Genomic DNA, 24509 nt, shown 5'->3' with positions numbered 1-24509 from the left:
CCCTCGGCGCGCTTGCGCACTCTCGAGCCGCGCAGCACAGGCGTCCGGCGCGCGGCGGTGTCGATTCTGGCACAGCCTCCCGTCGCACGACCCCGCCGTCCGACGGCGCCCGACGCCCATCGTTGGCGGCTCGAGGGATGACAGGAAACTCTTCTTGTCATTCATAACGTCTGTGGACGCTGTGGATCGCTCACGTCCTCGCCGCTCGTGGAGCGGGAACTACACGCTTGTGACTTGTGGGCGATCTGTGGAGGCGCATCCACCGATCTCGGGATGACAGGAATCCTGTCGTCCGCGCCGTCCACAGCTCGGGGCTCCGCTCTCCACAGGCCGTCGCGTGTCGTCCACACGCGGACCACATGATTCCCACATCGAGGGTTCCGCCGCCGGAAGGCGATGCGGAGGCACGACGGAGCGCCCCGACGCGGGGTCGGGGTGCCTGCGGAGGGCTCAGCGGACGGGCGACTGCCGGATGCGCGCCGTGAGCTCGGTCACCTGCGTGTAGACCGAGCGTCGCTCCTGCATGAGCTTCTCGATCTTCTTGTTCGCGTACATGACCGTCGTGTGGTCGCGGTTGCCGAAGAGCTGGCCGATCTTCGGCAGCGACATGCTCGTCATCTCGCGGCACAGGTACATGGCGATCTGCCGGGCGAGCGCGATCGTCTGCGATCGCGACGAGCCGTGGAGGTCGTCGACCGTGAGCCGGAAGTACGAGGCGGTGTGGCTGATGATGTCGCTCGGCGACACCACGGCCTCCTCGTCGAAGGAGAAGAGGTCCTTCAGCACCGTCTGCGCGAGCTCCATCGTCACGGGCAGCCGGTTGAGGCTCGCGAAGGCGGTGACGCGGATGAGCGTGCCCTCGAGCTCGCGGATGTTCGACTGCACCTTGTCGGCGATGACCGAGAGCACCTCTGCGGGGATCTGGATCCGCTCCGCCTCGGCCTTCTTGCGGAGGATCGCGATGCGCGTCTCGACGTCGGGCACCGTCACGTCGGTGATGAGGCCCCACTCGAAGCGGCTCACCATGCGCTCCTCGAACCCTTGCAGGTGTTTGGGCGCGACGTCGGAGGTGATCACGACCTGCTTGTTGTGGTCGTGCAGCGTGTTGAAGGTGTGGAAGAACGCCTCCTGCGTCGACTCCTTGCCCCGCAGGAACTGGATGTCGTCGATGAGCAGCACGTCGACCTCGCGGTAGCGCTGCTGGAAGGCCTGGCCGAGGTTGTTCGCGATCGAGTTGATGAAGTCGTTCGTGAACTCCTCGCTCGACACGTAGCGCACCCGGATGCCCGGGTACATGCCCTCGGCGTAGTGGCCGATCGCGTGGAGCAGGTGGGTCTTGCCGAGGCCGGAGTCGCCGTAGATGAAGAGCGGGTTGTACGCCTTGGCCGGCGTCTCGGCGACCGCGAGGGCGGCGGCGTGGGCGAAGCGGTTGGAGCCCCCGATGACGAAGTTGTCGAAGACGTACTTCGGATTCAGCCGTGAATCCGCCTTGCGGCTCGAGGGCTCGTCCCGGCGCTCGAAGGTCTCGATGGGCGCGACGACGGGGTGCGCCGCAGGGTCGTCGACGACGTCCGGCAGCGGCTCCTCGTGCTCGAGCTCGGCGTTCACGACGATCTTGAACGAGGAGATGTCCACAGGACTCTCCACAAGCGCATCGGTGATAGGCAGGCGCAGCCGCTGCTCGAGCATGTCGCGCGTCAGGTCGTTCGGCACGTCGAGGTAGAGCACGCCGCCCATGACGCCCTGGGGCTCCACGAGGTCCAGGAATCCGCGCAACGACGGGGGGATCCGTCTGTCGCCGACCAGGGTCGCCAGGACGTTCGACCAGAGTGCTCTGGTGGGGTCGTCCGGGGCCATGGAGCTGCGGTTCCTCTCGAGTGGCGTCGCGATGACAGGTGTGATCCACACCATTATCCACAGGGTCGGTGGAGGAGAGGTCCGCTGGGCGTCAGTGCTCCTGGAGCACCTCCCGCGGCGCGGATTCATAGAGTCTGCACGCATAGCGCACGGGGTGCAAGTCCCGCTGTCATGGCCGCGGCGTGGCGGCGGACGCGGCGCCACGCCGTTGACCGGGGCCGCGCGCTCGCGTATGGTTGTCAGGTTGCCGCAGGCGCACTGCGGCGCGCCGTCGTTCCCTCCGGGGGCCGGCGCCACGACTTCCGGCGCTCCGCGCCGAACCACCGGGAGACATCACCATGAGCAAGCGCACGTTCCAGCCGAACAACCGCCGCCGCGCCAAGAAGCACGGCTTCCGCCTCCGCATGCGCACCCGCGCCGGCCGCGCCATCCTGGCCGCTCGCCGCCGCAAGGGCCGCAGCGAGCTCTCGGCCTGATCCAAGAGGGTCTGGCGCGAGGTGCTCGCGAAGGCGAACCGGATCGTGCGGGGCGACGACTTCCGTCGCATCGTGCGCACCGGTCGCCGCGCGGGCGGCCCGCTCGCGGTGGTGCACCGCACGAAGCCCGGAGCGGCAGTGAGCCGCTTCGGGTTCATCGTGTCCAAGCAGGTGGGCAACGCGGTCGTGCGCAACCGCGTCAAGCGTCGCCTCTCCGAGATCGTGCGCGAGCAGCTGCCCGCGCACGGGGCCGAGGACATCGTCATCCGGGCGCTGCCCCCCGCGGGGCAGGCCGACTTCGCTACACTCAGAGCCGGGATCACGGCGCTCCTGGAGCGACGGTGAAGAGCGTCATGCTCCTCCCCCGCAACATCTGCGTCGCGATCCTCGTCGCCTACCGGGCGGTGGTCTCACCGCTCTACGGCGACGTGTGCCGCTACTACCCGAGCTGCTCGAGCTACGCCCTCCAGGCCATCCAGCAGCACGGCGCGATCCGCGGCATCTGGATGGGCTCGCGCCGCATCCTCCGCTGCCACCCGTGGGCGCCAGGCGGCGTCGACGACATCCCGGAGCCGCGCACGCGGCTCCGAACCACCCGCGCGGGGTTCGTCCTCGCGCACGAGGAGCACTGAACCGTGGACATCTTCGCCCTGCTCATGTGGCCCATCAAGTGGGTCATCGAGGCGATCCTCATCGGCTTCCACACGCTGGTCGTCGCGCTCGGCGGCGATCCCGCCTCGGGCCTCACCTGGGTGCTGTCGATCGTGGGCCTCGTGCTGGTCATCCGCTCGGCGATGATCCCGCTCACCGTGCGGCAGATCGTCTCGTCGCGCAAGTCGCTCGAGATCCAGCCCGAGATCCAGCGCATCCAGAAGAAGTACAAGGGCAAGAAGGATCAGTTCTCGCGCGAGGCGATGCAGCGCGAGACGATGGAGGCGTACCGGAAGGCGGGCACGAACCCCTTCGCCTCGTGCCTCCCGCTGCTCATCCAGATGCCGATCTTCCTCGGCCTCGTGCAGGTGCTCACCGACTCGAACAACCGTCGCGCGGGCGTGACGGCGCCGATCGGCTTCCTCACCGAGCAGCGCGCGATCGAGTTCAGCGAGTCGACGCTCTTCGGCGTCGTGCCGCTGCACCAGACGATGCAGGGCGGCTTCGCGACCGGCGACGTCGCGGTCATCGTCACGGCCATCGTGCTGACGGCGATCATGTGCGCCACGCAGTTCTACACGCAGCTGCAGATCATGACGAAGAACCAGACGCCGGCGATGAAGGAGTCGCCGATGTACAAGCAGCAGCGCATCCTGCTGTACATCATCCCGGTGTTCCTGCTGATCTCGGCCTGGCTGTTCCCGCTCGGCACGATGTTCTACTGGCTCGTCTCGAACATCTACACGCTCGTGCAGCAGCTCATCATCATCAACAAGATGCCGACCCCCGGCTCCGACGCCGCGCTCGCGCGCGAGGCCCGCATGGCGCGGAAGCGCCAGCGGATGGGCCTGCCGCCCGTCGAGGGCGAGGAGGCCGCGGCGGAGGCGGAGCTCGAGATCCGCACGCAGCGGCAGCAGCCGCGATCGAAGCGCACGAAGTCGCAGCGCGAGGGAGGCAACGCATGACCGAGGAGACCCTGGCGGAGGAGCGCGAGGCCGACGCCGAGCGCGTCGACGAGGGCGAGATCGCAGCGGACTACGTCGAGGGCCTGCTCGACATCGCCGACCTCGACGGCGACATCGAGATCGACGCCGAGGGCTCGCGCACGACGGTGGTCGTGGGCGAGGCCGGCGACGACCTGGGCGGCCTCTCGAAGCCCGAGGTGGTCGCGGCGCTGCAGGAGCTCACGCGGCTCGCGGTGCAGCAGCAGACCGGCGACTTCTCGCGGCTGGTGCTCGACGTCGCGGGATCCCGCGACGTGCGGGCGGGCCAGTTGCAGGGGGTCGTGGACCGCGCTGCCGCGGCGATCGCCGACGGCGCCCATCGGGTGCCGCTCGAGCCGATGAGCTCGTACGAGCGCAAGCTCGTGCACGACCTCGTGCGCGAGCACGGCCTCGCGAGCGAGTCCGAGGGCGAGGGTGCCGGCCGGCACATCGTCATCGTCGCGGCCTGAGCGCTGCCACGGATGGGTCGTCAGGCGATGACGGGCGCTCGCGCGTGAACGAGGTCGCTCCCCCGGAGCTCGAGGCCGAGCCTCCGCAGGCGATCGCGCTCTTCGGCGACCGCATCAAGCTCGCTCGCTCGTTCACCCAGTCGCTCGCCGCGCAGGGCGAGACGCTCGGGCTCATCGGTCCCCGCGAGCTGCCGCACCTGTGGAGTCGACACATCCTCAACTCTGCGATGCTCGCTCCGCTGCTCCGGGGGCGCGTGGGCGACGTGGGATCCGGCGCCGGGCTGCCGGGCCTCGTGCTGGCGATCGCCCGGCCCGATGTGCATCTGACGCTCATCGAGCCGATGGAGCGTCGCACGGCGTGGCTGCAGGCGGAGGTCGATCGGATGGGCCTCGACAACGTCGCGGTGCTGCGGGCACGAGCCGAGGAGCTGCCGGGCAGCGGAGCGCTGCTCCCGCTCGATCAGGTCACGGCGCGGGCAGTCTCTGCGCTGCGCACCCTCCTCCCCCTGACCGCGCCGCTCGCTCGGAGCGGTGGTGAGCTGCTGCTGCTCAAGGGTGCTCGGGCCGGCGAGGAGATCGCTGCCGCGCAGAAGGCGATCCGCAAGCACCGCCTGCAGGATGTCGAGGTGCTCGAGCTCGGAGCGGAGCACGGGCTCGAGGTGACGCGCGTCGTCCGAGCGGTCGTCGATCCCTGATTCGTCCTGTGCTGCTGAGGGCCGATGTTCCACGTGGAACATCGGCCCTCGTGCATCGTCAGTCACCCGGAGACGTCGATGCTGGCGTCCGGGTCGCAGTCGGACGACGCGCCGCGCGCGCCGTCGCTCGCCGACGGTCGCCGGAACGACTCGTCGTCGGACGCCGCGCGCCAGCGCTTCCGCAGCACGCCTCCGTGCGCCGCGCGCACCGCGAGCTCGAGACGTTTCACGTGGAACAACGGTTCGGGGTGCAGCGGGAGCTGCATCCTCGACGTGAGGCTGGAGCCCAGGGGTCCTCGGGCCGAGGACGCGCAGCTGGTAACACGCTGACCGAGGGTCGCATGATTCGAAGCCCGGCTTCCGGCGCCTTCTCGCGTGGCCGCGCTGGCTCCCGCGTCGTCCGGCGGACGAGGCATCCGTGTCAGCACGCCGCGCATTGCAGCACACTCGTCGATGCGATGTTCCACGTGGAACATTGGTGCGACTGCACTCACTCGTTGGGCGCGCACCCGCGCTTCGCTGCAGTGGGACAGCGCGCGACGGCGAGCGGATTCTCCGTGCTGATCGGCGCGTTGGACGGTGCCGCGCCTGCTGTGCGTGTTGCGATCAGGAAGTCGGGTCGAATCCCGTCGCTGGGCAACTGACCGCTCGTAGCGCTGATGCCGGTCGGTGTGGCGTGCTGCGCCGCGTGCGCTGCACGCACGTGCGGCGCGGAACGTCGACGTTCCACGTGAAACATCCTGAGATGCTCGGCGACCGAGGATGCGGCGTGCACGGATCGGTGTGTCCACACTGAGGACACGGTGTCGCCGTCGCTCGAGCGAACAGCGTTGCAGGGAGGCCGACGCGGTGGCGCGCCTGTCTGAGCGCTCGGGCCGGGCACGCGGTTGCTGAGCTGCTCCAGAAAGGCGGGGTGCCTCCGGGTCTCTCGTGAGCGTGAGCGCGCTCAGCGCGTCTCTGTGGATCGATGCGATCGATACGGGTGCATGACGCGCCCAACTACATGGGTCATCGAGCCCCATTCGGCCGATGTTTCACGTGGAACATGTCCAGTCGGGCGCTCGCCTCGACGCTGGCCCTCGAGCCGTCGCCTGTGGAGAACTGTGGAAAACGTGCCACGGCACGACGAGAGCGCTGTCGGCGTCCGCGGCGGTGCGCACGGGAAAAACCGCGTGATTCCGCGGAATACTGAGCCGGGGAGGCGCGTGCTTGCGAATGGTGTGCGCGTCGTCCACAGCCACCATGTTCTCCACAGGCTGTGGGTTGCTGTGGAGAACTCGACGCGTCTCTGAGAGTGCGCGACACGGGGTTGTGGACTTTGCCACACGCGCGCGAGGCGCAAGACTAGGGTTCTTGCATCCCGGTCGTCCGCGCATCGTCGCGCCACCCCCGTGGATGTTCCACGTGAAACATCAATCAGGAAGGCCCGTGTGACCACCGGAAAGTTCGACACGACGCCGATCGCGAGGGAGCTCGCCGCGATGGCTCGCCGTCGCCAGGCACTCTCCGCGCAGCAGGTGCCGCTTCCCGCCCGCACACGGATCATGACGGTCGTGAACCAGAAGGGTGGCGTCGGCAAGACGACCACCGCCGTGAACCTGGCCGCCGCGCTCGCGCAGGGCGGTGCCCGCGTGCTGGTGCTCGACCTCGACCCACAGGGCAACGCGTCGACCGCGCTCGGCATCGACCACCACGCCGACGTCATGAGCACCTACGACGTGCTCATCGACGGCGAGCCGCTCGCTGCGGCGGTCGTGACGAGCCCCCAGAGCGAGCTGCTGCAGGTGGTGCCCTCGACCATCCACCTCGCGGGCGCCGATCTGGAGCTCGCGGGCATGGAGCGTCGTGAGCACCGGCTGCGCGAGGCGCTCGACGCGTACTTGAGCGACGCCGCCCGCCCGCCGCACTACGTCTTCATCGACTGCCCGCCCTCGCTCGGGCTGCTCACGATCAACGCCTTCACGGCTGCGACCGAGGTGCTCCTGCCGATCCAGTGCGAGTACTACGCGCTGGAGGGCGTCACCCAGCTGCTCGACACCATCGAGCGCATCAAGGCGCACCTGAACCCCACGCTCGACCTCTCGACCGTGCTGCTCACGATGTTCGACGGCCGGACGCTGCTGTCGCGGCAGGTGGTCGACGAGGTCAAGGCGCACTTCCCCACGCAGACGCTCGAGGCGATCATCCCGCGCTCCGTCCGCGTCTCCGAGGCGCCCGGCTACGGCCAGACGGTGATCGCCTACGACCCCAACTCCCCGGGCGCGCTCTCGTACCGAGAGGCCGCGGCGGAGATCGCACGCAGAGGAGCGGCATGAGCAAGAGAGCAGGGCTCGGGCGCGGCATCGGCGCCCTCATCCCCACCGGCCCCGCCCCTGTGGCGGCGCCCGCGGAGCAGCAGGAGGCGGCGCCCGTCGCAGATGCCAAGGCGCCGAGGGCTCCCAGGAGCGCGCCCGCTCGCACGAGCGCTGCCCCCTCGCGCACCTCCAGCCGCTCGCGGAGAGCGACCATGCCGGACGCACCGACCTCGACCCGTCGGCGCTCGAGCGCGGCTGCCGTCGACGTCTTCTTCTCGGCCGACGACGAGCAGTCCAAGGAGGCGTCGTCGACCGCGCCCGCAGCGGACGCGCAGGAGCTGCTCGCGATCCCCGGCGCGACCTTCGCCTCGATCGTGCCGACGGACATCCGGCCGAACGCGAGCCAGCCGCGCACGGTCTTCGACGAGGACGACCTCGCCGAGCTCGAGCACTCGATCCGTGAGTTCGGCGTGCTCCAGCCGATCGTCGTGCGACCGCTGCACGACGGCTCGGGCGAGGGCGAGCGCTACGAGCTCATCATGGGGGAGCGGCGCTGGCGCGCGAGCCAGCGCGCCGGCCTCGAGGCCGTGCCCGCCGTCATCAAGGACACCCCCGACGACGCGATGCTGCGCGACGCGCTGCTCGAGAACCTCCACCGCGCGCAGCTCAACCCCCTCGAGGAGGCCTCGGCGTACCAGCAGCTCATGGAGGACTTCGCGATCACGCAGGAGGAGCTCTCGCGCCGCATCGGCCGCAGCCGCCCGCAGATCTCGAACACCATCCGGCTCCTGAAGCTGCCGGAGCCGATCCAGCACCGGGTCGCCTCGGGCGTGCTCTCGGCCGGCCACGCCCGCGCGATCCTCTCGCTCTCGACGCGCGAGGCCATGGAGCAGCTCGCGGCGAAGATTGTCAATGAGGATCTCTCAGTACGAGCGGCGGAGACCGCGGCGGGGCTCCTCCAGACCCGATCGCCGCGCCGCGCGCCCACGAAGGGCGCCGTGCAGCACGGCCTCGACGAGATCGCGGGCCGGCTCGAGGATCGCCTCGACACCCGAGTGCGCATCGCGCTCGGCCGCTCCAAGGGGCAGCTGACGATCGACTTCGCGACGGTCGCCGACCTGAACCGCATCCTCTCGGAGCTCGGCGACGAGGGCTTCGGCGGCGCTCCCGCCGAGCGCTGAGCAGCCCGCGGGGCCGCCGGCAGGGCTTGATGCCGCGGCGACGGCGCCCGACCACGCAGAAGGGCCCCGGGGAGCTCCCCGGGGGCCTTCCTGGTCTGCTGCGCCGATCAGAGGTACTGGGCGAGCTCCTGCTCGATCGCGGGCTTCGGCCGCGCGCCGATGAGCTCGTGCACGACCTCGCCCCCCTGGAAGAGCTTCATGGCGGGGATCGACGTGATGCCGTAGCGCATCGCGAGGTCGGGCTCCTTGTCGACGTTCACCTTGACGACGTCGAGCTTCTCGGTCTCGCCGTCGATCTGCTCGAGGATCGGGCTCACGGCGCGGCACGGGCCGCACCACTCCGCCCAGAAGTCGACGAGCACGGGCTTGTCGGCGTTCAGGACGTCCTGCTCGAACGATGCGGTGGTGACTTCCTTCACTGCTGCCTCCTCAGGCCTCATCGAGGGCCGGCGCGGGGTGCGCGGCCAGGTAGTGCTCGACGTCGATCGCTGCCACGGTGCCGGAGCCCGCGGCGGTGATCGCCTGCCGGTAGATCGGGTCGATGACGTCGCCGGCGGCGAAGACGCCCTCGACCGAGGTGCGCGACGAGCGGCCGTCGACCGCGATCGTGCCCTCGGCCGTCAGGTCGAGCTTGCCGTGGATCAGGTGGGTGCGGGGGTCGGAGCCGATGGCGACGAAGACGCCGTCGATCGGCATCTCGTGCGTGGAGGCCGTGACGGTGTCGCGGACGACGATGCTCGTCACCTGCTCGACGCCGTTCACCTCGGTGCCGCGGATCTCGTCGATCGTCGCGTTCGTGAGGAACTCGATCTTCGGGTCCTGCTCCGCGCGGTCGAGCATGGCCGCCGAGGCGCGGAACGTCTCCGAGCGGTGCACGATCGTGACCTTCTCGGCGAACTTCGTGAGGAAGGTCGCCTCCTCCATCGCGGAGTCGCCGCCGCCGACCACGACGAGCTGCTTCTGCTTGAAGAAGAAGCCGTCGCACGTGGCGCACCACGAGACCCCGTGGCCCGAGAGCCGCTGCTCGCCCTCGACGCCGAGCTTGCGGTATTCCGATCCCGTCGCGTAGATGACCGCGCGGGCCTCGAGCACCTCGTCGCCCACGTGCACGCGCTTGATCTCGCCGTCGAGCTCGAGCTCGGTGACGTCGACCATGCGCACGTCTGCACCGAAGCGCTCCGCCTGCTGCTGCATGGCGAACATGAGCTCGGGGCCCTGGATGCCCTCGGGGAAGCCGGGGAAGTTGTCGACCTCGGTCGTCGTCATGAGGTCGCCGCCCATCGCGACGCTCGACGCGAGCACGATGGGGCGGAGGTTGGCGCGGCCGGCGTAGATCGCGGCCGTGAAGCCGGCGGGGCCGGAGCCGATGATGATGACGTCGTGCACGGATGCTCCTGGTTCGTGGTCTCTGCTGGGCACAACCGATCCTAGGTCTCGCGCATTCCCGCGCCCTCGCCCGCCGCTGCGGCCGCAGCGGCGCCCTGGGGGCCGGGCGTGGCCAGGAGGTCGCCCGTCGCCGCGTCGACGACGATGAGGCCGTGGGAGGGCCACTCGGGGGTGCGGCGCACGACGGGGCGAGCGACGCGGGCGCGCGTGCGGCGATCCCAGGAGTCGACGAGCCGCGAGCTCGCGGCGTCGACGATGAGCACCGCGGGGTGCGCGTGCGCGAGCGACGAGGACGCGTCCGACGACCACCAGCCCTCGAGGGCGAGGGGGCGTGGAGGCGGTGCGAGCTCGAGGCGCGCGCGCTCGCGGCGCAGCGAGGCACCGATGATGGCGCCGGCGCCGGCGAGCGCCCCCACGAGGAGCGGACCGGCGAGCCGGGCGATCGGGTGGACCATGCGAGCCTCCTGCCGTCGCGCGGGCGCGGCGGCGCCGCGCGGAGGGCCCACGCTAGCCCGGCGGCCCAGGAGCCCGCCCGGAGCGGCCTGGACGAGCCGTGGGCGGGTGGGCGACTGCGGCTACGCCCCTGCGGAGCCCCGACCGCGGCGCAGCCGCGAGACGACGAGGTCGGCGGTCGTGCGGAAGTCGGGGTTGCGCGTGAGGTAGAGCAGCCCGAAGTAGACGAGCGCCATCGCGACGCCCGCGATCGCGCAGGTGAGGAGGCCGGCCGGCTTGGTGATCGTGCCGAAGCCGCCGTCGACGTAGCCGCCGAGCGCCGAGACCACGCCGAAGCCCGCCGCGCCGGCCGGGATCGCGTAGGCGAGGTACTGCACGTGCCGCCACGCGACGAGCCGGAAGCCGAAGGGGCCGATCTTCCGGCGCACGAGCACGAGCCAGACCGAGGCCGAGACGAGGTTGGCGATCGACACCGCGAGCGCGGTGCCCGCGATGATCCACACGGCCGGCAGCGTCGACGCCCACCACAGCAGGGCGAAGGTGATGAACATGCTCACGCACGCGTACAGGAAGGCGGTGCGGGTGTCGCCGAGCGCGAAGAAGACGCGCTGGATCACGTACTCGGCCGAGTAGGCGACCGCGCACAGCAGGAACGCCCAGATGACCCACGACATCGCGATCGAGCCCTCGAAGCCCTGCTCGAAGAAGCGCGCGAGCGGCGGCGCGACGACCGCGATCATCACCGCGGCGATCGTCGTGAGCATCCCGACGCCGCGGAGCGCGCCGGAGAGGTCGGTGCGGATCTTGCCCACCTCGCCGTCGTTCGCGTGGTGCGACATCTGCGTGAAGTACGCGATCGCGATCGAGACGGCGATGATCGAGTGCGGCAGCGAGAACACGTACCACGCGTTCTGCATCGTGAGGATGTTCGCCTCGTCGCCCATCGAGGCGACGCGCGACTGCACGAGGCCCTTGATCTGGCCGATGATGACGATGCCGAAGAGCCACATGGCGCTGCGCCCCGTGGCGCGCAGGCCCACGCCGCGCCAGCCGAAGTCGAGGCGGAAGCGCATGCCGGTGCGGCGGAAGAAGAGCACGAGCACGAGCGCCTGCACCGCCACGGCACCGGTGGTGATGATGCCGAGCCACATGACGCGGTCGGCGTCCCACACCGCGAGCGAGCGGTTCGTGTTGGCCTCGCCGAACAGCAGCATGAAGACCGCGAGCCCCGCGATGCCGATGACGTTGTTGGCCACGGGTGCCCAGGTGTACGGGCCGAACTGGCTGCGCGCGTTGTAGATCTCGCCGAGCAGCGTGTAAATCGCGTAGAAGAGGATCTGCGGCATGCACCAGTACGCGAGCGCGATCGCGAGGGCCATCTGTCCGTCGCTGAAGCCGCGTCCGGACTCGCCCGCGCTGACGGCGTAGATCTGCACGAGGAACGGCGCCGCGATCGTCGCGACGATCGTGAGAAGCAGGAACACCGTGCCGCCGAGCGTGAGGATCTTCGAGACGTACGACTCGCCGCCGTCCTTCGCCTTCGACGCCCGCACGATCTGCGGCACGAGCACGGCGCTCATGACGCCGCCCGCCACGAGGGCGTAGACGTTGTTGGGCAGCTGGTTCGCGAGGCCGAACGCCGCGGCGGACTGCGAGAACGACTGGCCGATCGCGGCGGCGAGCATGCCCGCCTTCACGAAGCCGAGGATGCGCGAGACCATCGTCCCCGAGGCGATGATCGCGCTCGCCCTGCCTGTGCTCACGCGGTCTCCTCCGTGCCGGTCGTCTGGGGGCGCCCGCGGAGCGGGCGGTCGTCGAGGTCGCCGCGGGCCTCGCCGCGGCGGCGCTTGCGCACCGAGCGCCAGATGCCGAAGCCGAGCAGCAGCGCGATCGCTGTACCGAGCGTCCACCCCACGACCGCCTCGATCGTGGGCCGCGCCTGCACGCGGATCGTCTGCAGCTGCCCGAGGGAGACGCCGTCGGGCGTCGAGAGCTGCGCGATCATGAGCACGCCGCCCGTGCCGACGATCTCGATCGGCACCTGCACGCGCTGCTGGCTGGAGGCCGGGATCGTGACGTCGACCTCGGGGTCGGGCACCGTGACGAGCGCGTTGGAGGGCCGCACCGAGAGCTGCACCGTGACGGGCTCGTCGAGCTCGTTCGTGATGGTGATGGGCAGGGGCAGGCTCTGGCCGACGGCCTGGATGTCGCTGCCGCCCAGGATCTGGACCGCGTGCCGCACCTCGCCCATCGCGCCGCCGAGGCCCTCGATGGCGATCCGGTCGGCCTCGGTGACGGCGCGCCCCGCGTCGGGCAGCGCCCCGAGCAGCTGGAGGCGCAGGTCCGCGAGCAGCGCCGAGGGGTCCTCGACGATGCTCGAGACGCTCGAGACCTCGGCCTCCTGCGCGAGGGCGGCGGTGACGAGCTCCGCGCCGGCGTCGCGAGCGGGATCGTCGAGCTCGGCGAGGCTCGCCTCGCGCGGCTCGCCGCGGAGCGCCTCCTCGACCTCGACGGTGTCGACGAATCCTGCGTCGCTGAGGTCCGAGAGCAGCGGCCCGATGTCGCCGAGCGAGGAGGCAGGCAGCATGGCGGCGAGCGCGCGGCTGTCGGAGGGGCGCTCGCGCGTGATCGTCGCGAGCAGCGCGAGGGTGCGCGCCCGGGCGTCGGCGGCGGCGAGGTCGTCGTCGAGCACGGCCTCGCGCACGAGGGACTGCAGCTCGGCGTCGGCGGCGAGCGCCTCGACCCCGTCGATCGAGACGTGCGCGCTCGGCGTGGAGCCGACGAGCATCTCGTCGAGCCCCGCGGTCGTGAGCACCACGGTGCCGATGCCGGCGAGCGAGGCGAGGTCGTCCTGCCGCAGCACCGCGCTCGTCGCATCGATCACGGGCGCAGCTGTGCCGACGTCGGCCACGCCGGGCGGCAGCATGGGGGCGTCCTCGCGGGGCACGCCGAGCAGCTCCACCGGGTGCACGCCCGCGCGCACCTCGGCGATGGGATCGGCGTTCGCGTACTCGAGCGCGTAGGCCTCGGGGCGGTCCGCGCGGTCGAGCCACGACGTGGCGGCCTCGGGAGCCTCGCCACCGAGCGCCGCCTCGCTCGCCGCGAAGACGGGATCGATGCCGAAGCTCAGGCCCGCGGCGATCGCGGCGTCGAGGGATTCGCGGGCCTCGCCGCCGATGGTCGTGGCGGCCTCGAGCGCGGCGGCGTCGAGCAGACCGTCCGAGGCGCCGGCGTCGATCGGCGCGACGAGCGAGAGGCGCGTGGGGCTCGCCTCGCCGGGCTCGTCGCGCACGACGACGCTCGTGGCGGTGGCGAGGTCGGCGCCGTTCGCGGCCAGGCCGTAGGCGCCCCAGGAGCGCCCGTCGAGGCCGAGCGACGCCGCGTCGATCGTGGCCGAGGCCGTCGCGCGGAGCCGCGCGGGCGCCGCAGGCACCTCGACGGTGGCGATGACCGAGCTCGCGAGCAGGCTCTGGCCCGCGAACCACCGGGTGAGGCCGTAGCGGGTCGGGATGGGCGCCGCCGTGAGCAGCACCTCGACGCTCGTGGCGGGCACGATCGCGTCGGTCGGGTTGTCGAGCACGATCTCGACCTCGAGCGACTCGCCCTCGGAGACGAGCGGGTCGACGGCCGCGATCGTGAGCTCGGGGCTCGTCGCGCCCGTCGTGGTCGCCGCGGCCGGGGCGGCCGAACCGGCGGCCGCGAGCGGTGCGAGGACGAGCGCCGTCGCGGCCGCGGCGGCGGCGAGCGCGGTCGCGCGCCGCCCGGAGAGGCGACCGGCCGACAGCATGAGGAGAGTCTAGGTGCGACCGCTCGCACCGCCGCCCGAGCGGAGCGGCGCGGTCGCCCGGGCATCTGCGAGGATGGTCGGTCGTGACGGACATGGGTGAGGCTGCTGCTCGGCTCGAGGCGCTCGTCGCCGAGGCCCCGACGGCGCGCATCGCCGCCGCCTTCGCCGCGGCGGGGCACGAGCTCGCGCTCGTGGGCGGCCCCGTGCGCGACGCCTTCCTCGGCCGCCCGGTCACCGACCTCGACCTCGCGACCTCCGCGACGCCGGACGAGACCCTCGCGATCGTCGGTCCCCTCGCCGACGCCACGTGGGATGTCGGCCGCGAGTTCGGCACGATCGCCGCGCGCGTCGACGGCGCCGACGTCGAGATCACCACCTACCGCGCCGACCAGTACGACGGCGTCTCCCGGAAGCCCGCGGTGGCGTTCGGCGAGCGGCTCGAGGACGACCTCGTGCGCCGCGACTTCACCGTGAACGCGATGGCGCTGCTGCTCACGCCCCGCCGGGACGGCAGCGAGGCGCCGCTGCCGCAGCTGATCGACGTGGGCGGCGGCCTCGAGCACCTCGTGGCCCGCGTGCTCGACACCCCGCAGGCGCCCAAGCGCTCCTTCGACGACGACCCGCTCCGCATGATGCGCGCGGCGCGCTTCGCGGCGCAGCTGGGCTTCGAGGTGGCGCCGCGCGTCGTGGATGCGATGGAGGCGCAGGCCGAGCGCATCCTCGGCATCTCGGCCGAGCGCGTGCGCGACGAGCTCGTGAAGACGCTGCGCACGCCGACGCCCGTGTCCGGGATCCGCCTGCTCACCGACACCGGCATCCTCGAGCGCGTGCTGCCGGAGGTGCCGGCGCTGCGGCTCGAGGCCGACGAGCACGCCCACCACAAGGACGTGTTCGAGCACTCGCTCACGGTCCTGCAGCAGGGCATCGACCTCGAGGCCTCCCGGAACCCCGGGGCGGAGCCCGACGTCGTCTCGCGCCTCGCGGGCCTCCTGCACGACATCGGCAAGCCGGCGACGCGGCGCATCGAGGGCCGCGTGGTCACCTTCCACCAGCACGACGTCGTCGGTGCGCGCATGGCGACGAAGCGGCTGAAGGCGCTGCGCTTCGACAACGACACCGTGAAGGCCGTCTCGCGGCTCGTCGAGCTGCACCTGCGCTTCTACGGCTACGGCGACCAGGGCTGGTCGGACTCGGCGGTGCGGCGCTACGTGCGCGACGCCGGCCCGCTGCTCGAGCGCCTCCACATCCTCACGCGCTCCGACGTCACGACGCGCAACCGTCGCAAGGCGGAGCGCCTCGACTTCGCCTACGACGACCTCGAGCGCCGCATCGCCGAGCTCGCCGAGCAGGAGGAGCTCGACGCCGTGCGCCCCGACCTCGACGGCGAGCGCATCATGGCGATCCTCGGCATCGCTCCCGGTCGCGAGGTGGGCGAGGCCTACCGGATGCTGCTCGACGCCCGGCTCGAGCACGGGCCGCTCGGCGAGGAGCGGGCCGAGGCGATGCTGCGCGAGTGGTGGGCGGCGCGCTCGGCGTGATGCCGCGGCACCCGCATCTGGCGCGGGAACCCGGGCCTGCGGTACGATCGCAAGGTTGCGCGGGCTCCGCCCGACCTCGGGCACGAGGCCAGCGCACCATGCATACCCTCCTGCTGCAGACCGTCTGCAGCCGTTCTAGTCCGAAGGAGGTGGGTGAAGCATGCAGCAGTACGAGCTGATGGTGATTCTCGACCCGGAGGTGGACGAGCGCACCGTCGCCCCGTCGCTCGACAAGTTCCTCAACGTCGTCCGCAACGACGGCGGCACGATCGACACCGTCGACATCTGGGGCCGTCGCCGCCTGGCATACGAGATCGACAAGAAGCACGAGGGCATCTACGCCGTCGTCAACTTCACGGCCGAGTCGGCCACCACGGTCGAGCTCGACCGACAGCTGAAGCTGTCGGAGGCCGTCATGCGCACGAAGGTCCTGCGCGCCGAGGACGCCGTCACGCAGACGTCGAAGTCGCGCCGCGAGGCCGAGGCGAAGGCCGCGAGGAAGGCCGCCGCTCCCGCGCCCGCCGCCGAGGTCGAGGCCGAGTAGCCATGGCCGGCGAGACCATCATCACGGTGGTCGGCAACCTGACGGCCGACCCGGAGCTGCGCTACACGCAGAACGGCCTCGCGGTCGCGAACTTCACCATCGCCTCCACCCCCCGCACGTTCGACCGCCAGGCGAACGAGTGGAAGGACGGCGAGGCGCTGTTCCTCCGCGCGTCGGTGTGGCGCGAGTTCGCCGAGCACGTCTCGCAGAGCCTGCAGAAGGGCTCGCGCGTCATCGCGCAGGGCCGTCTGAAGCAGCGCTCCTTCGAGACGCAGCAGGGCGAGAAGCGCACCGTCATCGAGCTCGAGGTCGACGAGATCGGCCCCTCGCTCCGCTACGCGACCGCGCAGGTCACCCGCACCACGGGCGGCGGCGCAGGCCGCAGCTCGGGCGGCCAGGGCAGCTTCGGCGGCCAGGGCGGCCAGGGTGGCTTCGGCGGGCAGCAGCAGGTGGCCGACGAGCCGTGGGGTCAGCCCGCGCAGTCGAACCAGGCGCAGCCGCAGGCCGACGTCTGGGGCGCGCCCGGCACCTCCTACAACGACGAGACGCCCTTCTAAGGGCCCTCCCACTCACATGCATCAGGGGCTCCGGCCCCGAACAGGAAAGGCAAGCACATGGCTGGCAAGCCGCAGAACCGCAAGCCGCGGGGCCCGAAGGGCGGCAAGAACGCCGCTCCGGCCAAGGCGATCAAGGTCGGCGTCATCGACTGGAAGGACGTCGCGACGCTCAAGAAGTTCATCTCGGAGCGCGGCAAGATCCGCGCCCGTCGCATCACCGGCGTGTCGGTGCAGGAGCAGCGCCTGATCGCCAAGGCGATCAAGAACGCGCGCGAGATGGCGCTCCTGCCCTACTCGGGCGCCGGACGCTGAGGGGGCTGAACCATGGCAAAGCTCATTCTCACGAACGAGGTCTCGGGCCTCGGTTCCGCCGGTGACGTCGTCGAGGTCAAGAACGGCTTCGCGCGCAACTACCTCGTCCCGCAGGGCCTCGCAGTCGCGTGGTCGCGCGGCGGCGAGAAGCAGGTCGAGCAGATCAAGGCCGCCCGCGCCGCGCGCGAGCACGCCACGATCGAGGAGGCCCAGGACCTCAAGCTGCGCCTCGAGGCGAACACCGTGACGGTGCACGCCAAGGCCGGCGCCGAGGGCCGCCTCTTCGGCTCGGTGCAGACCAAGGACATCGCGGAGGCCGTCGAGGCCGCCGGCCACGGCTCGATCGACAAGCGCGTCATCGAGATCCTGACGCCGATCCGCGCCACGGGCGAGCACAGCGCCACGGCGCGCCTGCGCGACGACCTCATCGCCACGATCACCCTCAAGGTGGTCGCCGCGAAGTGACGTCCTGACGTCGCACGGAGGGCCCGCATCCAGCTGGATGCGGGCCCTCCGTCGTGTGCGGAGCATCGATCCGGATCGTCGGGTGGCACCGCCCGGGCGGGCCGCGGAGCCGAACCTTCAATGTTGACTTGAGGCGTCTTTCCCCCACAGCTCTGTGGAGAGAGAATCGACCGGTCAGAGCAGGCTTTCTCGATTCGAGGCCGTTCGATTCCACAGGACTGTGCACAGGTCGAGGGCGTCAGGACCCGGGTTCCGCACGGCGTTGTCCACATCCATCCACAGCGCTGTCCACATGTGGGATTCGACGCGCGCGGCAGCTCGCTCCTAGCCTGTGCGGGGCTCCCGCGCATGCAGGCATGTGGGTCGCCCGCGCGATGATCGCAGTCGCGGTCGACGAGAGGGAGGGGAGCGGATGACGGACCTGGCCGAGATCGGGCTGGACGAGAGCCGCTACACCGAGCGCACGCCCCCGCACGACATGCTCGCCGAGCAGTCCGCCATCGGCGGCATGCTGCTCTCGAAGGACGCCGTCGCCGACTGCCTCGAGCAGGTGCGCGGCAACGACTTCTACCAGCCCAAGCACGAGATCGTCTACGAGGCGATCCTCGCCCTCTACTCCAAGGGCGAGCCCACCGACGTCATCGCCGTCTCCGACGAGCTGACGAAGACCGGCATGCTCTCGCGCGCCGGCGGCGTCGAGTACCTGCACTCGCTCACCTCGATGGTGCCGACGGCCGCGAACGCCGGCTTCTACGCCTCGATCGTCGCCGAGAAGGCGGTGCTGCGCCGCCTCGTCGAGGCCGGCACCCGCATCGTGCAGATGGGCTACGCCTCCGAGGGCGAGGTCACCGACCTCGTCAACCACGCGCAGGCCGAGGTCTACGCCGTCATGGGCGACGAGGCCGCCGAGGACTACGTGCCGCTCTCGTTCGCGATCGAGTCGGCCATCGAGGAGATCGAGGCCGCCAAGGGCCTCGACGGCGCCATGACGGGCGTGCCCACGGGCTTCCGCGAGCTCGACGAGCTCACGAACGGCCTCCACCCCGGGCAGCTCGTCGTCATCGCCGCCCGCCCCGGCCTCGGCAAGTCGACGCTCGCGATGGACCTCGTGCGCTCCTGCTCGATCAAGAACGACCTGCCCTCGGTCTTCTTCTCGCTCGAGATGGGCCGCACCGAGATCGCGATGAAGCTGCTCTCGGCCGAGTCGAGCATCCTGCTGCAGAAGCTGCGCAAGGGCAACATCGAGGGCCGCGACTGGACGACGCTCGCGCAGGTGCGCGGCCGCATCAACGACGCGCCGCTCTACATCGACGACAGCCCCAACATGACGCTCGTCGAGATCCGCGCGAAGTGCCGGCGCCTCAAGCAGCAGAACGGCCTGAAGATGGTCGTCGTCGACTACCTCCAGCTCATGACGAGCGGCAAGAAGGTCGAGTCGCGCCAGCAGGAGGTCTCGGAGTTCTCGCGCTCGCTGAAGCTGCTCGCCAAGGAGCTGCAGGTGCCGGTCATCGCGCTGTCGCAGCTGAACCGTGGCCCGGAGCAGCGCGGCGACAAGAAGCCCGCCATCAGCGACCTGCGCGAGTCGGGCTCGATCGAGCAGGATGCCGACATCGTCATGCTCCTGCACCGCGAGGACGCGTACGACCGCGACATCCGCCCCGGCGAGGCCGACATCATCGTCGCGAAGCACCGCGGCGGCCCGACGAAGACGATCCCGGTCGCCTTCCACGGCCACCTGGCCCGCTTCGTCGACATCGCGCCCGGGATGGGTGCGGGCGAGGGAGGCGCGCCCGGCATGCCGGCGATGGCGCCCGGCGGCACGCCCTTCGGCGGCGCCCCCTACGGCGCGCCCGCCGGTCCGCCGCCGCCCGTCGAGGGCTGACGCGAAAGGTACGACTTCGTCCGAGAGGTACCGGTCTACCGGTACCTTTCGGACAGACCCGTACCGCTCGCGGAGGATCGCCTGTCGGCGCGCGATCGACGGGCCGCCGACGCGCACGACGAGGGGCCCCGACCTGCGCGGTCGGGGCCCCTCGTCGCGGTGCGCGGCTAGGCCGCGTGCTGCACCGCGAAGTCGACGCGGCCGTCCGGCTGCGACGAGGCGTCGAGCACCTTGTCGTCGAGCGCGGCGGCGGCAGGGGCGTCGAGGAAGACCTTCGCGCCGGCCTGCTCGACGACCTGGTCGCCGGCCTCCGGGGCGTTCGCGACCGACACATCGAGGCCCTGGCCCTCGGTGCCCTGCGCGATGCGCAGGCCCCCCGTGGCGGGCGCGGCGGCGTGCTCGACGATGCCGGTGATGACGGACTGGGCGTTCTCGGTGAGCGTGAGCATGTGGTGCTCCTTCCCGTTGCGAACAGGCCACGATGCCGGGATGCGGTGGCGAACGCAAGGCCGGAGGGGGTGCCCGGGCGTGTCGCGCCGCGGCTGCGGCGGGCGAGCGCTGCGACGGTGCAGGATCGATCCGTGGGGGAGCGGATGAGGCTCGGCGCGCCGTTCTGGCGGCTGTTCTCCTCGTCGACGGGCTCGAACCTCTCGGACGGCGTGCTCACGGCGGCGCTGCCGCTCGTCGCCGCGAGCCTCACGCGCGACCCGCTCCTCATCTCGCTCGTCGCGTCGCTCGCCTTCCTGCCGTGGCTGCTCTTCGCGATCCCCGCGGGCGCGCTCGTCGACCGCATCGATCGCCGCCGCGCCATGCAGCTCGCCAACCTGCTCCGCGCGCTCGTGCTGCTCGCCCTCGCCGCGACCCTGGCCGCGGGCCTCGCCTCGATCTGGCTCCTGTACGTCGCCGCCTTCGTGCTCGGCGTCGCCGAGACGGTCTACGACAACGCGGCCAGGGCGATGCTGCCGCGCGTCGTGCGCCGCGACCAGCTCGAGCGCGGCAACTCGCTGCTCGCGACGGCCGAGAGCATCACCAACCTCTTCCTCGGCGCGCCGCTCGGCGCGCTGCTGTTCGCCGCGGCGGCCGTCGCGCCGCTCGGCGTCGCGGTGGTGCTCTACCTCGCGGCCGCCGTGCTCATCGTCACGGTGCGCGGCCGCTTCCGGCCGGAGCGGGCGGCGCCCACGACCCTCGCCGCCGACATCCGCGAGGGCCTCGCCTGGCTCCTGCGGCACCGCATCCTCCGCTCGCTCGTCGTCGTCACGGGGCTCGGCGCGCTCGCCTCCTCGCTCGGCAACGGCATCGCCGTGCTGCTCGCGCTCGAGGTGCTGGAGCTCGACGAGGCGGGGTTCGGCGTGCTGCTCGCGCTCGCGGGCGCGGGCGGCGTGCTCGGCGCGCTCGTCTCGCCCGCCCTCACGCGGCTGCTCGGGCGCACCGCGGCGATGGGCGTCTCGGGCACCGCCTTCGGCGCCTCGCTCGCGGCCGTGGGCCTGTGGCCGCAGCCGCTCGTGGTGCTCGTGGCCTGGCCGCTCGGCACGATGTTCGTGAGCGCCTTCAACGTGCAGATCATGTCGGTGCGGCAGGTGCTCATCCCGGATGCGCTGTTCGGCCGCGTGCAGGGCGCGTACCGCACGGTGCTGTGGGGCGGCATCCCCATCGGCACCGCCGCCGGCGGGCTGCTCGCGGGCTGGCTCGGGGTGCCCGCCGTCTACGTGATCGGCGGCGCGATCGGCATGCTCGCGGGCCTCGGCACCTGGATCGTGCTCGCGCGGCACCGCGATGCCATCGCCGCCGCGTTCCGCGCCGACGACGAGGCGCATGGGGACGGCGGCGACGCCGCGTCGGGCCCCGGGGCGGCCGACCCCGCCTGAGCCTGGGAGGATGGGACCATGCCCGCAGACATCGAGCCGCGCGTCGCGGTCTACATCGACTTCGACAACATCCTCATCTCGCGCTACGACCAGCTGCACGGCCGCGGCTCGTTCCACAGCGACCGCGTGCGGCAGCTGCCCGCCGACGGCCGCGAGTCGAAGGCGCGCACGCGCTCGGCGCAGGCGACCGTCGACCTCGGCGCGATCATCGACTACGCCTCCTCCTACGGCTCGATCGTGCTGAGCCGCGCGTACGCCGACTGGTCGGTGCCCGCGCACGCCGCCTACCGCGATCAGCTGCTCGCGCGCGCCGTCGACCTCGTGCAGCTGTTCCCGACGACGCGCGCGCTCAAGAACGGCGCCGACATCCGCCTCGCCGTCGACGTCGTCGAGGACCTCTTCCGCCTCGACGACATCACGCACGTCGTGATCGTCGCCGGCGACTCCGACTACATCGCGCTCGCCCAGCGGGCGAAGCGCCTCGGCCGCTTCGTCGTGGGCATCGGCGTGGCGGGCAGCACCTCGAAGTCGCTCGCCGCCGCGTGCGACGAGTTCGCCGACTACGACGCGCTGCCCGGCATCGAGCCGGTGGTCGTCGAGGTCGAGGAGCCCGACGCGCCGGAGCCGACCGAGGAGGAGGCCGCGACGACGCAGGCCGAGGCGGAGGCGCAGGCCCCCGCGACGGCGAAGCGCCGCAGCCGGCGCGCGACGAGCGCCTCGGTCGCGGCCGCGGCCGACGACGAGGTCGCCATGACGCCCGAGCAGCGCGGCGACGCCGCGACGGGGCTGCTGGAGCGCGCGCTGCGCATCCTCACCCAGAAGACCGACGACGAGTGGCTGCACGCGAACGTCGTCAAGGAGCAGATGAAGCGCATGGACCCGGTCTTCAACGAGAAGTCGCTGGGCCACCGATCGTTCTCGGACTTCGTGGGCGCGCGCGGCGGGCTCGTCGAGCTGCGCGAGGACGGCCAGGCGCGCCTGCTGCGGCTGCGGGGCTGACGCACCAGCGCCGGCCCGCGCGCAGTGCGGCACCGGCTCGCTCGAGCGGCGTCGGCGCGCTGTCAGCGGCCGGGTGCAGGATGGCGGCATGCCGGAGCTGCCGGAGGTCGAGGCGCTCGCGGCCGACCTGCGCGAGCGCCTGGTGGGCCGCACGATCCGTCGCGTCCAGATCGCCGAGGTCGCGGCCCTCAAGACCTACGACCCGCCGATCGACGCCCTCGAGGGCGCGCGCATCACCAGCACGGGTCGCCGGGGCAAGCACCTGCTGCTGGGCGTGCGCACCGCCGACGGCCGCGACCTCCACCTCGTCGTCCACCTGGCCCGCAGCGGGTGGATCCGCTGGCGCGAGGCCGCGCCCGCGCCCCGCAAGGGCAGAGGGCGGGGTCCCCTCGCGGCCCGGCTCGTGCTCGAGCGCGAGGAGGGGAGCGAGGGCCTCGGCGGCGACGGCGTCGACATCACCGAGCAGGCCACGCAGAAGCGGCTCGCGATCCACGTCGTGGCGCACCCCGACCAGGTGATGACGATCGCGACGCTCGGGCCCGAGCCGCTCGCCGAGGACTGCACCGAGGAGCGCTTCGCGCGCATGCTCGAGCACGCGGGGCGCGCGCAGATCAAGGGCGTGCTGCGCGACCAGCGCCGCATCGCCGGCATCGGCAACGCCTACTCGGACGAGATCCTGCACGCGGCGCGCATGTCGCCCTTCCACCCGGCGTCGATGCCCGCGGAGGACGTGCATCGGCTCTACGAGGCGATGCGGACCATCCTCTCGGACGCGGTCGAGCGTGCCCGAGGTGTGGGCGCGGCGTCGCTGAAGGCCGAGAAGCGCCAGGGCATGCGCGTGCACGGCAGGACGGGCGAGCCCTGCCCGGTGTGCGGCGACGCAGTGCGGCAGGTCATCTACGCCGACTCGACGTTCCAGTACTGCCCCACGTGCCAGACGGGCGGGAAGCCGCTCGCCGACCGGGTGCTGTCGCGGCTGGGCGTGCGCCGCTGAGCGCGGTGCGCGCCGAGGGCTCCGCGGACGCGGCGGCAGCCGGCCCGCGCACCGGGCGTCAGCCCCGCACGCCACCCGTGACGATGCCCCAGCGCTTCCGCGACACGATCGTGACGCCGGGCGCCGCGTAGTACGGGTCCTCGGCGAGCGCGGCGTCGACCTCGGCCTCGTCGTCGGTGTCGAACACCAGCAGCGCGCCCGTCTGGTCCTCGAAGGGCCCCGCGGCCACGAGCACGCCCCGCTCGTGCAGGCCTCCGAGCAGCTCGCGGTGGCGCGGGCGCAGCTCGAGGCGGGCGGGGTCGTCGGAGAAGCTGAGGATGACGGCGATCATGGGGCCAGCCTAGGCGCGGCGCGGCGCCCGCTCCGGCACGCGCGGACGACGACGGGGCGGATGCCGGCCGTGGCCGCGCATCCGCCCCGTCGTGGCTGCCGTCGGCTCAGGCGGCGGCGCGCTCCGCGGCCTCGCCGGCCGCGACGAGGTCCGCGACCGCAGTGCGCAGGTCGTCCTCCGACCGCGCGACGAAGGCGGCCGCGTCGACGAGGCGCATCGACTCGTCGAAGTCGCCCTGCTCGAACGCCATGCGCACGCCATCGCCCTGCAGGTCGAGGCCGATGTAGCGCAGCACGGCGCTCAGCTGCGCGTTCGCGGCGGCGCCGCCGGCCCAGCCGTAGGAGACGACGACGGCGGGGAGGCCGACCCACTCGGCCTTCAGGTAGTCGATCGCGTTCTTCAGCGCGGCCGGGTAGCCGGCGTTGTAGTCGGGCGTGACGAAGACGACGGCGTCGAGGGCGGTGATCCGCTCGGCCCAGGCGATCGAGTGCGGCTGCGTGCGCACGCCGGAGGCCGGCGGCAGCGCCTCGTCGAGCAGCGGCAGCTGGATCTCGGCGAGGTCGAGCAGCACGGGCTCGCCGCCGGCGGCCTCGATGCGGGCCGCGAGCCTCGTCGGCGACCGGGCGGCCGACGCGGACGGGGCGGGTGCTGCCGACGATGATGCCGATCTGGGGACGTGCGGACATGGTGCTCCTCGAGCTCGATGGATCGCGGGTTCGGGCGCGCGCCCGTGCGGCGCCGGTGTCAGACAACACGCGGGAGGCCCGGGCATTCCCGCCCGGGCCTCCG

Annotated in this window: 26 protein-coding genes and 1 pseudogene; 17 read left to right on the top strand and 10 right to left on the bottom strand. The window is 71.8% G+C overall.

Features of this window, described 5'->3' with window-relative positions; all coding sequences use genetic code 11:
- Window positions 1-450: 450 nt before the first annotated feature.
- Window positions 451-1857 (bottom strand): chromosomal replication initiator protein DnaA, encoded by a 1407-nt coding sequence (dnaA, locus tag OVA14_RS04380; protein ID WP_267505059.1) that lies wholly within the window; start codon window positions 1855-1857, stop codon window positions 451-453.
- Window positions 1858-2195: 338 nt separating this feature from the next.
- Between dnaA and rpmH the strand changes: the two genes are divergently transcribed.
- Genes rpmH through rsmG form a run of 6 tightly spaced genes read left to right on the top strand, consistent with a single transcriptional unit; the run spans window position 2196 to window position 5132 of the window.
- Window positions 2196-2333: a 50S ribosomal protein L34 gene (gene rpmH / locus OVA14_RS04375; RefSeq protein WP_092667578.1), complete on the top strand. Its 138-nt coding sequence runs from the start codon at window positions 2196-2198 to the stop codon at window positions 2331-2333.
- A 21-nt stretch (window positions 2334-2354) separates the two neighbouring features.
- Window positions 2355-2678: a ribonuclease P protein component gene (rnpA, locus tag OVA14_RS04370; RefSeq protein WP_267505058.1), complete on the top strand. Its 324-nt coding sequence runs from the start codon at window positions 2355-2357 to the stop codon at window positions 2676-2678.
- A gap of 8 nt (window positions 2679-2686) precedes the next feature.
- A complete protein-coding gene (gene yidD, locus OVA14_RS04365) occupies window positions 2687-2965 on the top strand; it encodes a membrane protein insertion efficiency factor YidD (RefSeq protein ID WP_267505057.1) in 279 nt (92 codons plus the stop codon).
- Between the two features lie 3 nt (window positions 2966-2968).
- Window positions 2969-3949, top strand: a complete 981-nt coding sequence (gene yidC, locus OVA14_RS04360; RefSeq protein WP_267505056.1) for a membrane protein insertase YidC — start codon at window positions 2969-2971, stop codon at window positions 3947-3949.
- Complete coding sequence (locus OVA14_RS04355; protein ID WP_267505055.1) at window positions 3946-4437, top strand: protein jag; 492 nt, start codon at window positions 3946-3948, stop codon at window positions 4435-4437. The genes yidC and OVA14_RS04355 overlap by 4 nt, the downstream gene beginning before the upstream one ends.
- Before the next feature lie 44 nt (window positions 4438-4481).
- Window positions 4482-5132, top strand: coding sequence for a 16S rRNA (guanine(527)-N(7))-methyltransferase RsmG (gene rsmG / locus OVA14_RS04350; protein ID WP_267505054.1), 651 nt, complete (start codon window positions 4482-4484; stop codon window positions 5130-5132).
- Between the two features lie 62 nt (window positions 5133-5194).
- On the opposite strand, the gene OVA14_RS04345 is transcribed toward rsmG, so the two are convergent.
- Window positions 5195-5398, bottom strand: coding sequence for a hypothetical protein (locus OVA14_RS04345; protein ID WP_267505053.1), 204 nt, complete (start codon window positions 5396-5398; stop codon window positions 5195-5197).
- Window positions 5399-6613: 1215 nt separating this feature from the next.
- Between OVA14_RS04345 and OVA14_RS04340 the strand changes: the two genes are divergently transcribed.
- The gene (locus tag OVA14_RS04340) at window positions 6614-7447 is read left to right on the top strand and encodes a ParA family protein (protein ID WP_267505490.1); all 834 of its coding nucleotides are present in this window, start codon (window positions 6614-6616) and stop codon (window positions 7445-7447) included.
- Window positions 7444-8607: a ParB/RepB/Spo0J family partition protein gene (locus OVA14_RS04335; protein ID WP_267505052.1), complete on the top strand. Its 1164-nt coding sequence runs from the start codon at window positions 7444-7446 to the stop codon at window positions 8605-8607. The genes OVA14_RS04340 and OVA14_RS04335 overlap by 4 nt, the downstream gene beginning before the upstream one ends.
- 107 nt (window positions 8608-8714) lie before the next feature.
- Here OVA14_RS04335 and trxA read toward each other — a convergent pair whose 3' ends face one another.
- From trxA to OVA14_RS04310, 5 genes are all read right to left on the bottom strand, one after another.
- On the bottom strand, window positions 8715-9047 hold the full coding sequence (trxA, locus tag OVA14_RS04330; RefSeq protein WP_267505051.1) for a thioredoxin: 333 nt from the start codon (window positions 9045-9047) through the stop codon (window positions 8715-8717).
- On the bottom strand, window positions 9037-9993 hold the full coding sequence (gene trxB, locus OVA14_RS04325; RefSeq protein ID WP_267505050.1) for a thioredoxin-disulfide reductase: 957 nt from the start codon (window positions 9991-9993) through the stop codon (window positions 9037-9039). The genes trxA and trxB overlap by 11 nt, the downstream gene beginning before the upstream one ends.
- Before the next feature lie 41 nt (window positions 9994-10034).
- On the bottom strand, window positions 10035-10448 hold the full coding sequence (locus OVA14_RS04320; protein ID WP_267505049.1) for a hypothetical protein: 414 nt from the start codon (window positions 10446-10448) through the stop codon (window positions 10035-10037).
- A 120-nt stretch (window positions 10449-10568) separates the two neighbouring features.
- On the bottom strand, window positions 10569-12209 hold the full coding sequence (gene murJ / locus OVA14_RS04315; RefSeq protein WP_267505048.1) for a murein biosynthesis integral membrane protein MurJ: 1641 nt from the start codon (window positions 12207-12209) through the stop codon (window positions 10569-10571).
- The gene (locus OVA14_RS04310; protein ID WP_267505047.1) at window positions 12206-14233 is read right to left on the bottom strand and encodes a DUF6049 family protein; all 2028 of its coding nucleotides are present in this window, start codon (window positions 14231-14233) and stop codon (window positions 12206-12208) included. Before OVA14_RS04310 ends, murJ begins: the two co-directional genes overlap by 4 nt.
- Before the next feature lie 83 nt (window positions 14234-14316).
- Here OVA14_RS04310 and OVA14_RS04305 point away from each other — a divergent pair, with 83 nt between their 5' ends.
- The 6 genes and pseudogenes from OVA14_RS04305 to dnaB all read left to right on the top strand — a co-directional run.
- The gene (locus OVA14_RS04305; RefSeq protein WP_420710612.1) at window positions 14317-15771 is read left to right on the top strand and encodes a CCA tRNA nucleotidyltransferase; all 1455 of its coding nucleotides are present in this window, start codon (window positions 14317-14319) and stop codon (window positions 15769-15771) included.
- A gap of 160 nt (window positions 15772-15931) precedes the next feature.
- Window positions 15932-16315, top strand: coding sequence for a 30S ribosomal protein S6 (gene rpsF / locus OVA14_RS04300; protein WP_267505046.1), 384 nt, complete (start codon window positions 15932-15934; stop codon window positions 16313-16315).
- Window positions 16316-16317: 2 nt separating this feature from the next.
- Window positions 16318-16872, top strand: coding sequence for a single-stranded DNA-binding protein (locus OVA14_RS04295; protein ID WP_267505045.1), 555 nt, complete (start codon window positions 16318-16320; stop codon window positions 16870-16872).
- A gap of 57 nt (window positions 16873-16929) precedes the next feature.
- A complete protein-coding gene (gene rpsR, locus OVA14_RS04290) occupies window positions 16930-17184 on the top strand; it encodes a 30S ribosomal protein S18 (protein WP_188714990.1) in 255 nt (84 codons plus the stop codon).
- A 12-nt stretch (window positions 17185-17196) separates the two neighbouring features.
- Window positions 17197-17649, top strand: coding sequence for a 50S ribosomal protein L9 (gene rplI / locus OVA14_RS04285; RefSeq protein WP_267505044.1), 453 nt, complete (start codon window positions 17197-17199; stop codon window positions 17647-17649).
- A 412-nt stretch (window positions 17650-18061) separates the two neighbouring features.
- A pseudogene (gene dnaB / locus OVA14_RS04280) lies at window positions 18062-19411 on the top strand (replicative DNA helicase); the annotation flags it as partial.
- A 287-nt stretch (window positions 19412-19698) separates the two neighbouring features.
- On the opposite strand, the gene OVA14_RS04275 reads toward dnaB, so the two are convergent.
- The gene (locus tag OVA14_RS04275; protein ID WP_267505043.1) at window positions 19699-19980 is read right to left on the bottom strand and encodes a Fe-S cluster assembly protein HesB; all 282 of its coding nucleotides are present in this window, start codon (window positions 19978-19980) and stop codon (window positions 19699-19701) included.
- 132 nt (window positions 19981-20112) lie between these two features.
- Here OVA14_RS04275 and OVA14_RS04270 point away from each other — a divergent pair, with 132 nt between their 5' ends.
- The 3 genes from OVA14_RS04270 (at window position 20113) to OVA14_RS04260 (ending at window position 23389) form a co-directional block, all read left to right on the top strand.
- Window positions 20113-21396, top strand: a complete 1284-nt coding sequence (locus OVA14_RS04270; RefSeq protein ID WP_267505042.1) for an MFS transporter — start codon at window positions 20113-20115, stop codon at window positions 21394-21396.
- Window positions 21397-21414: 18 nt separating this feature from the next.
- Window positions 21415-22395 carry an NYN domain-containing protein gene (locus OVA14_RS04265; RefSeq protein WP_267505041.1) on the top strand — a complete coding sequence of 327 codons (981 nt, stop codon included), beginning with the start codon at window positions 21415-21417 and terminating at the stop codon, window positions 22393-22395.
- 88 nt (window positions 22396-22483) lie between these two features.
- Window positions 22484-23389, top strand: coding sequence for an Fpg/Nei family DNA glycosylase (locus OVA14_RS04260; RefSeq protein ID WP_267505040.1), 906 nt, complete (start codon window positions 22484-22486; stop codon window positions 23387-23389).
- 58 nt (window positions 23390-23447) lie between these two features.
- On the opposite strand, the gene OVA14_RS04255 is transcribed toward OVA14_RS04260, so the two are convergent.
- Window positions 23448-23720: a YciI family protein gene (locus OVA14_RS04255; RefSeq protein WP_267505039.1), complete on the bottom strand. Its 273-nt coding sequence runs from the start codon at window positions 23718-23720 to the stop codon at window positions 23448-23450.
- Window positions 23721-23826: 106 nt separating this feature from the next.
- Entirely contained in the window at window positions 23827-24492 is a 666-nt protein-coding gene (locus OVA14_RS04250; RefSeq protein ID WP_324288043.1) for an NAD(P)H-dependent oxidoreductase, read from the bottom strand.
- Between the last annotated feature and the right edge of the window lie 17 nt (window positions 24493-24509).

The organism is Agrococcus sp. SL85, from assembly GCF_026625845.1.
In the GTDB taxonomy this organism is placed as follows: Bacteria; Actinomycetota; Actinomycetes; order Actinomycetales; family Microbacteriaceae; genus Agrococcus.
This window is presented reverse-complemented; position numbering and strand designations above follow the sequence as displayed.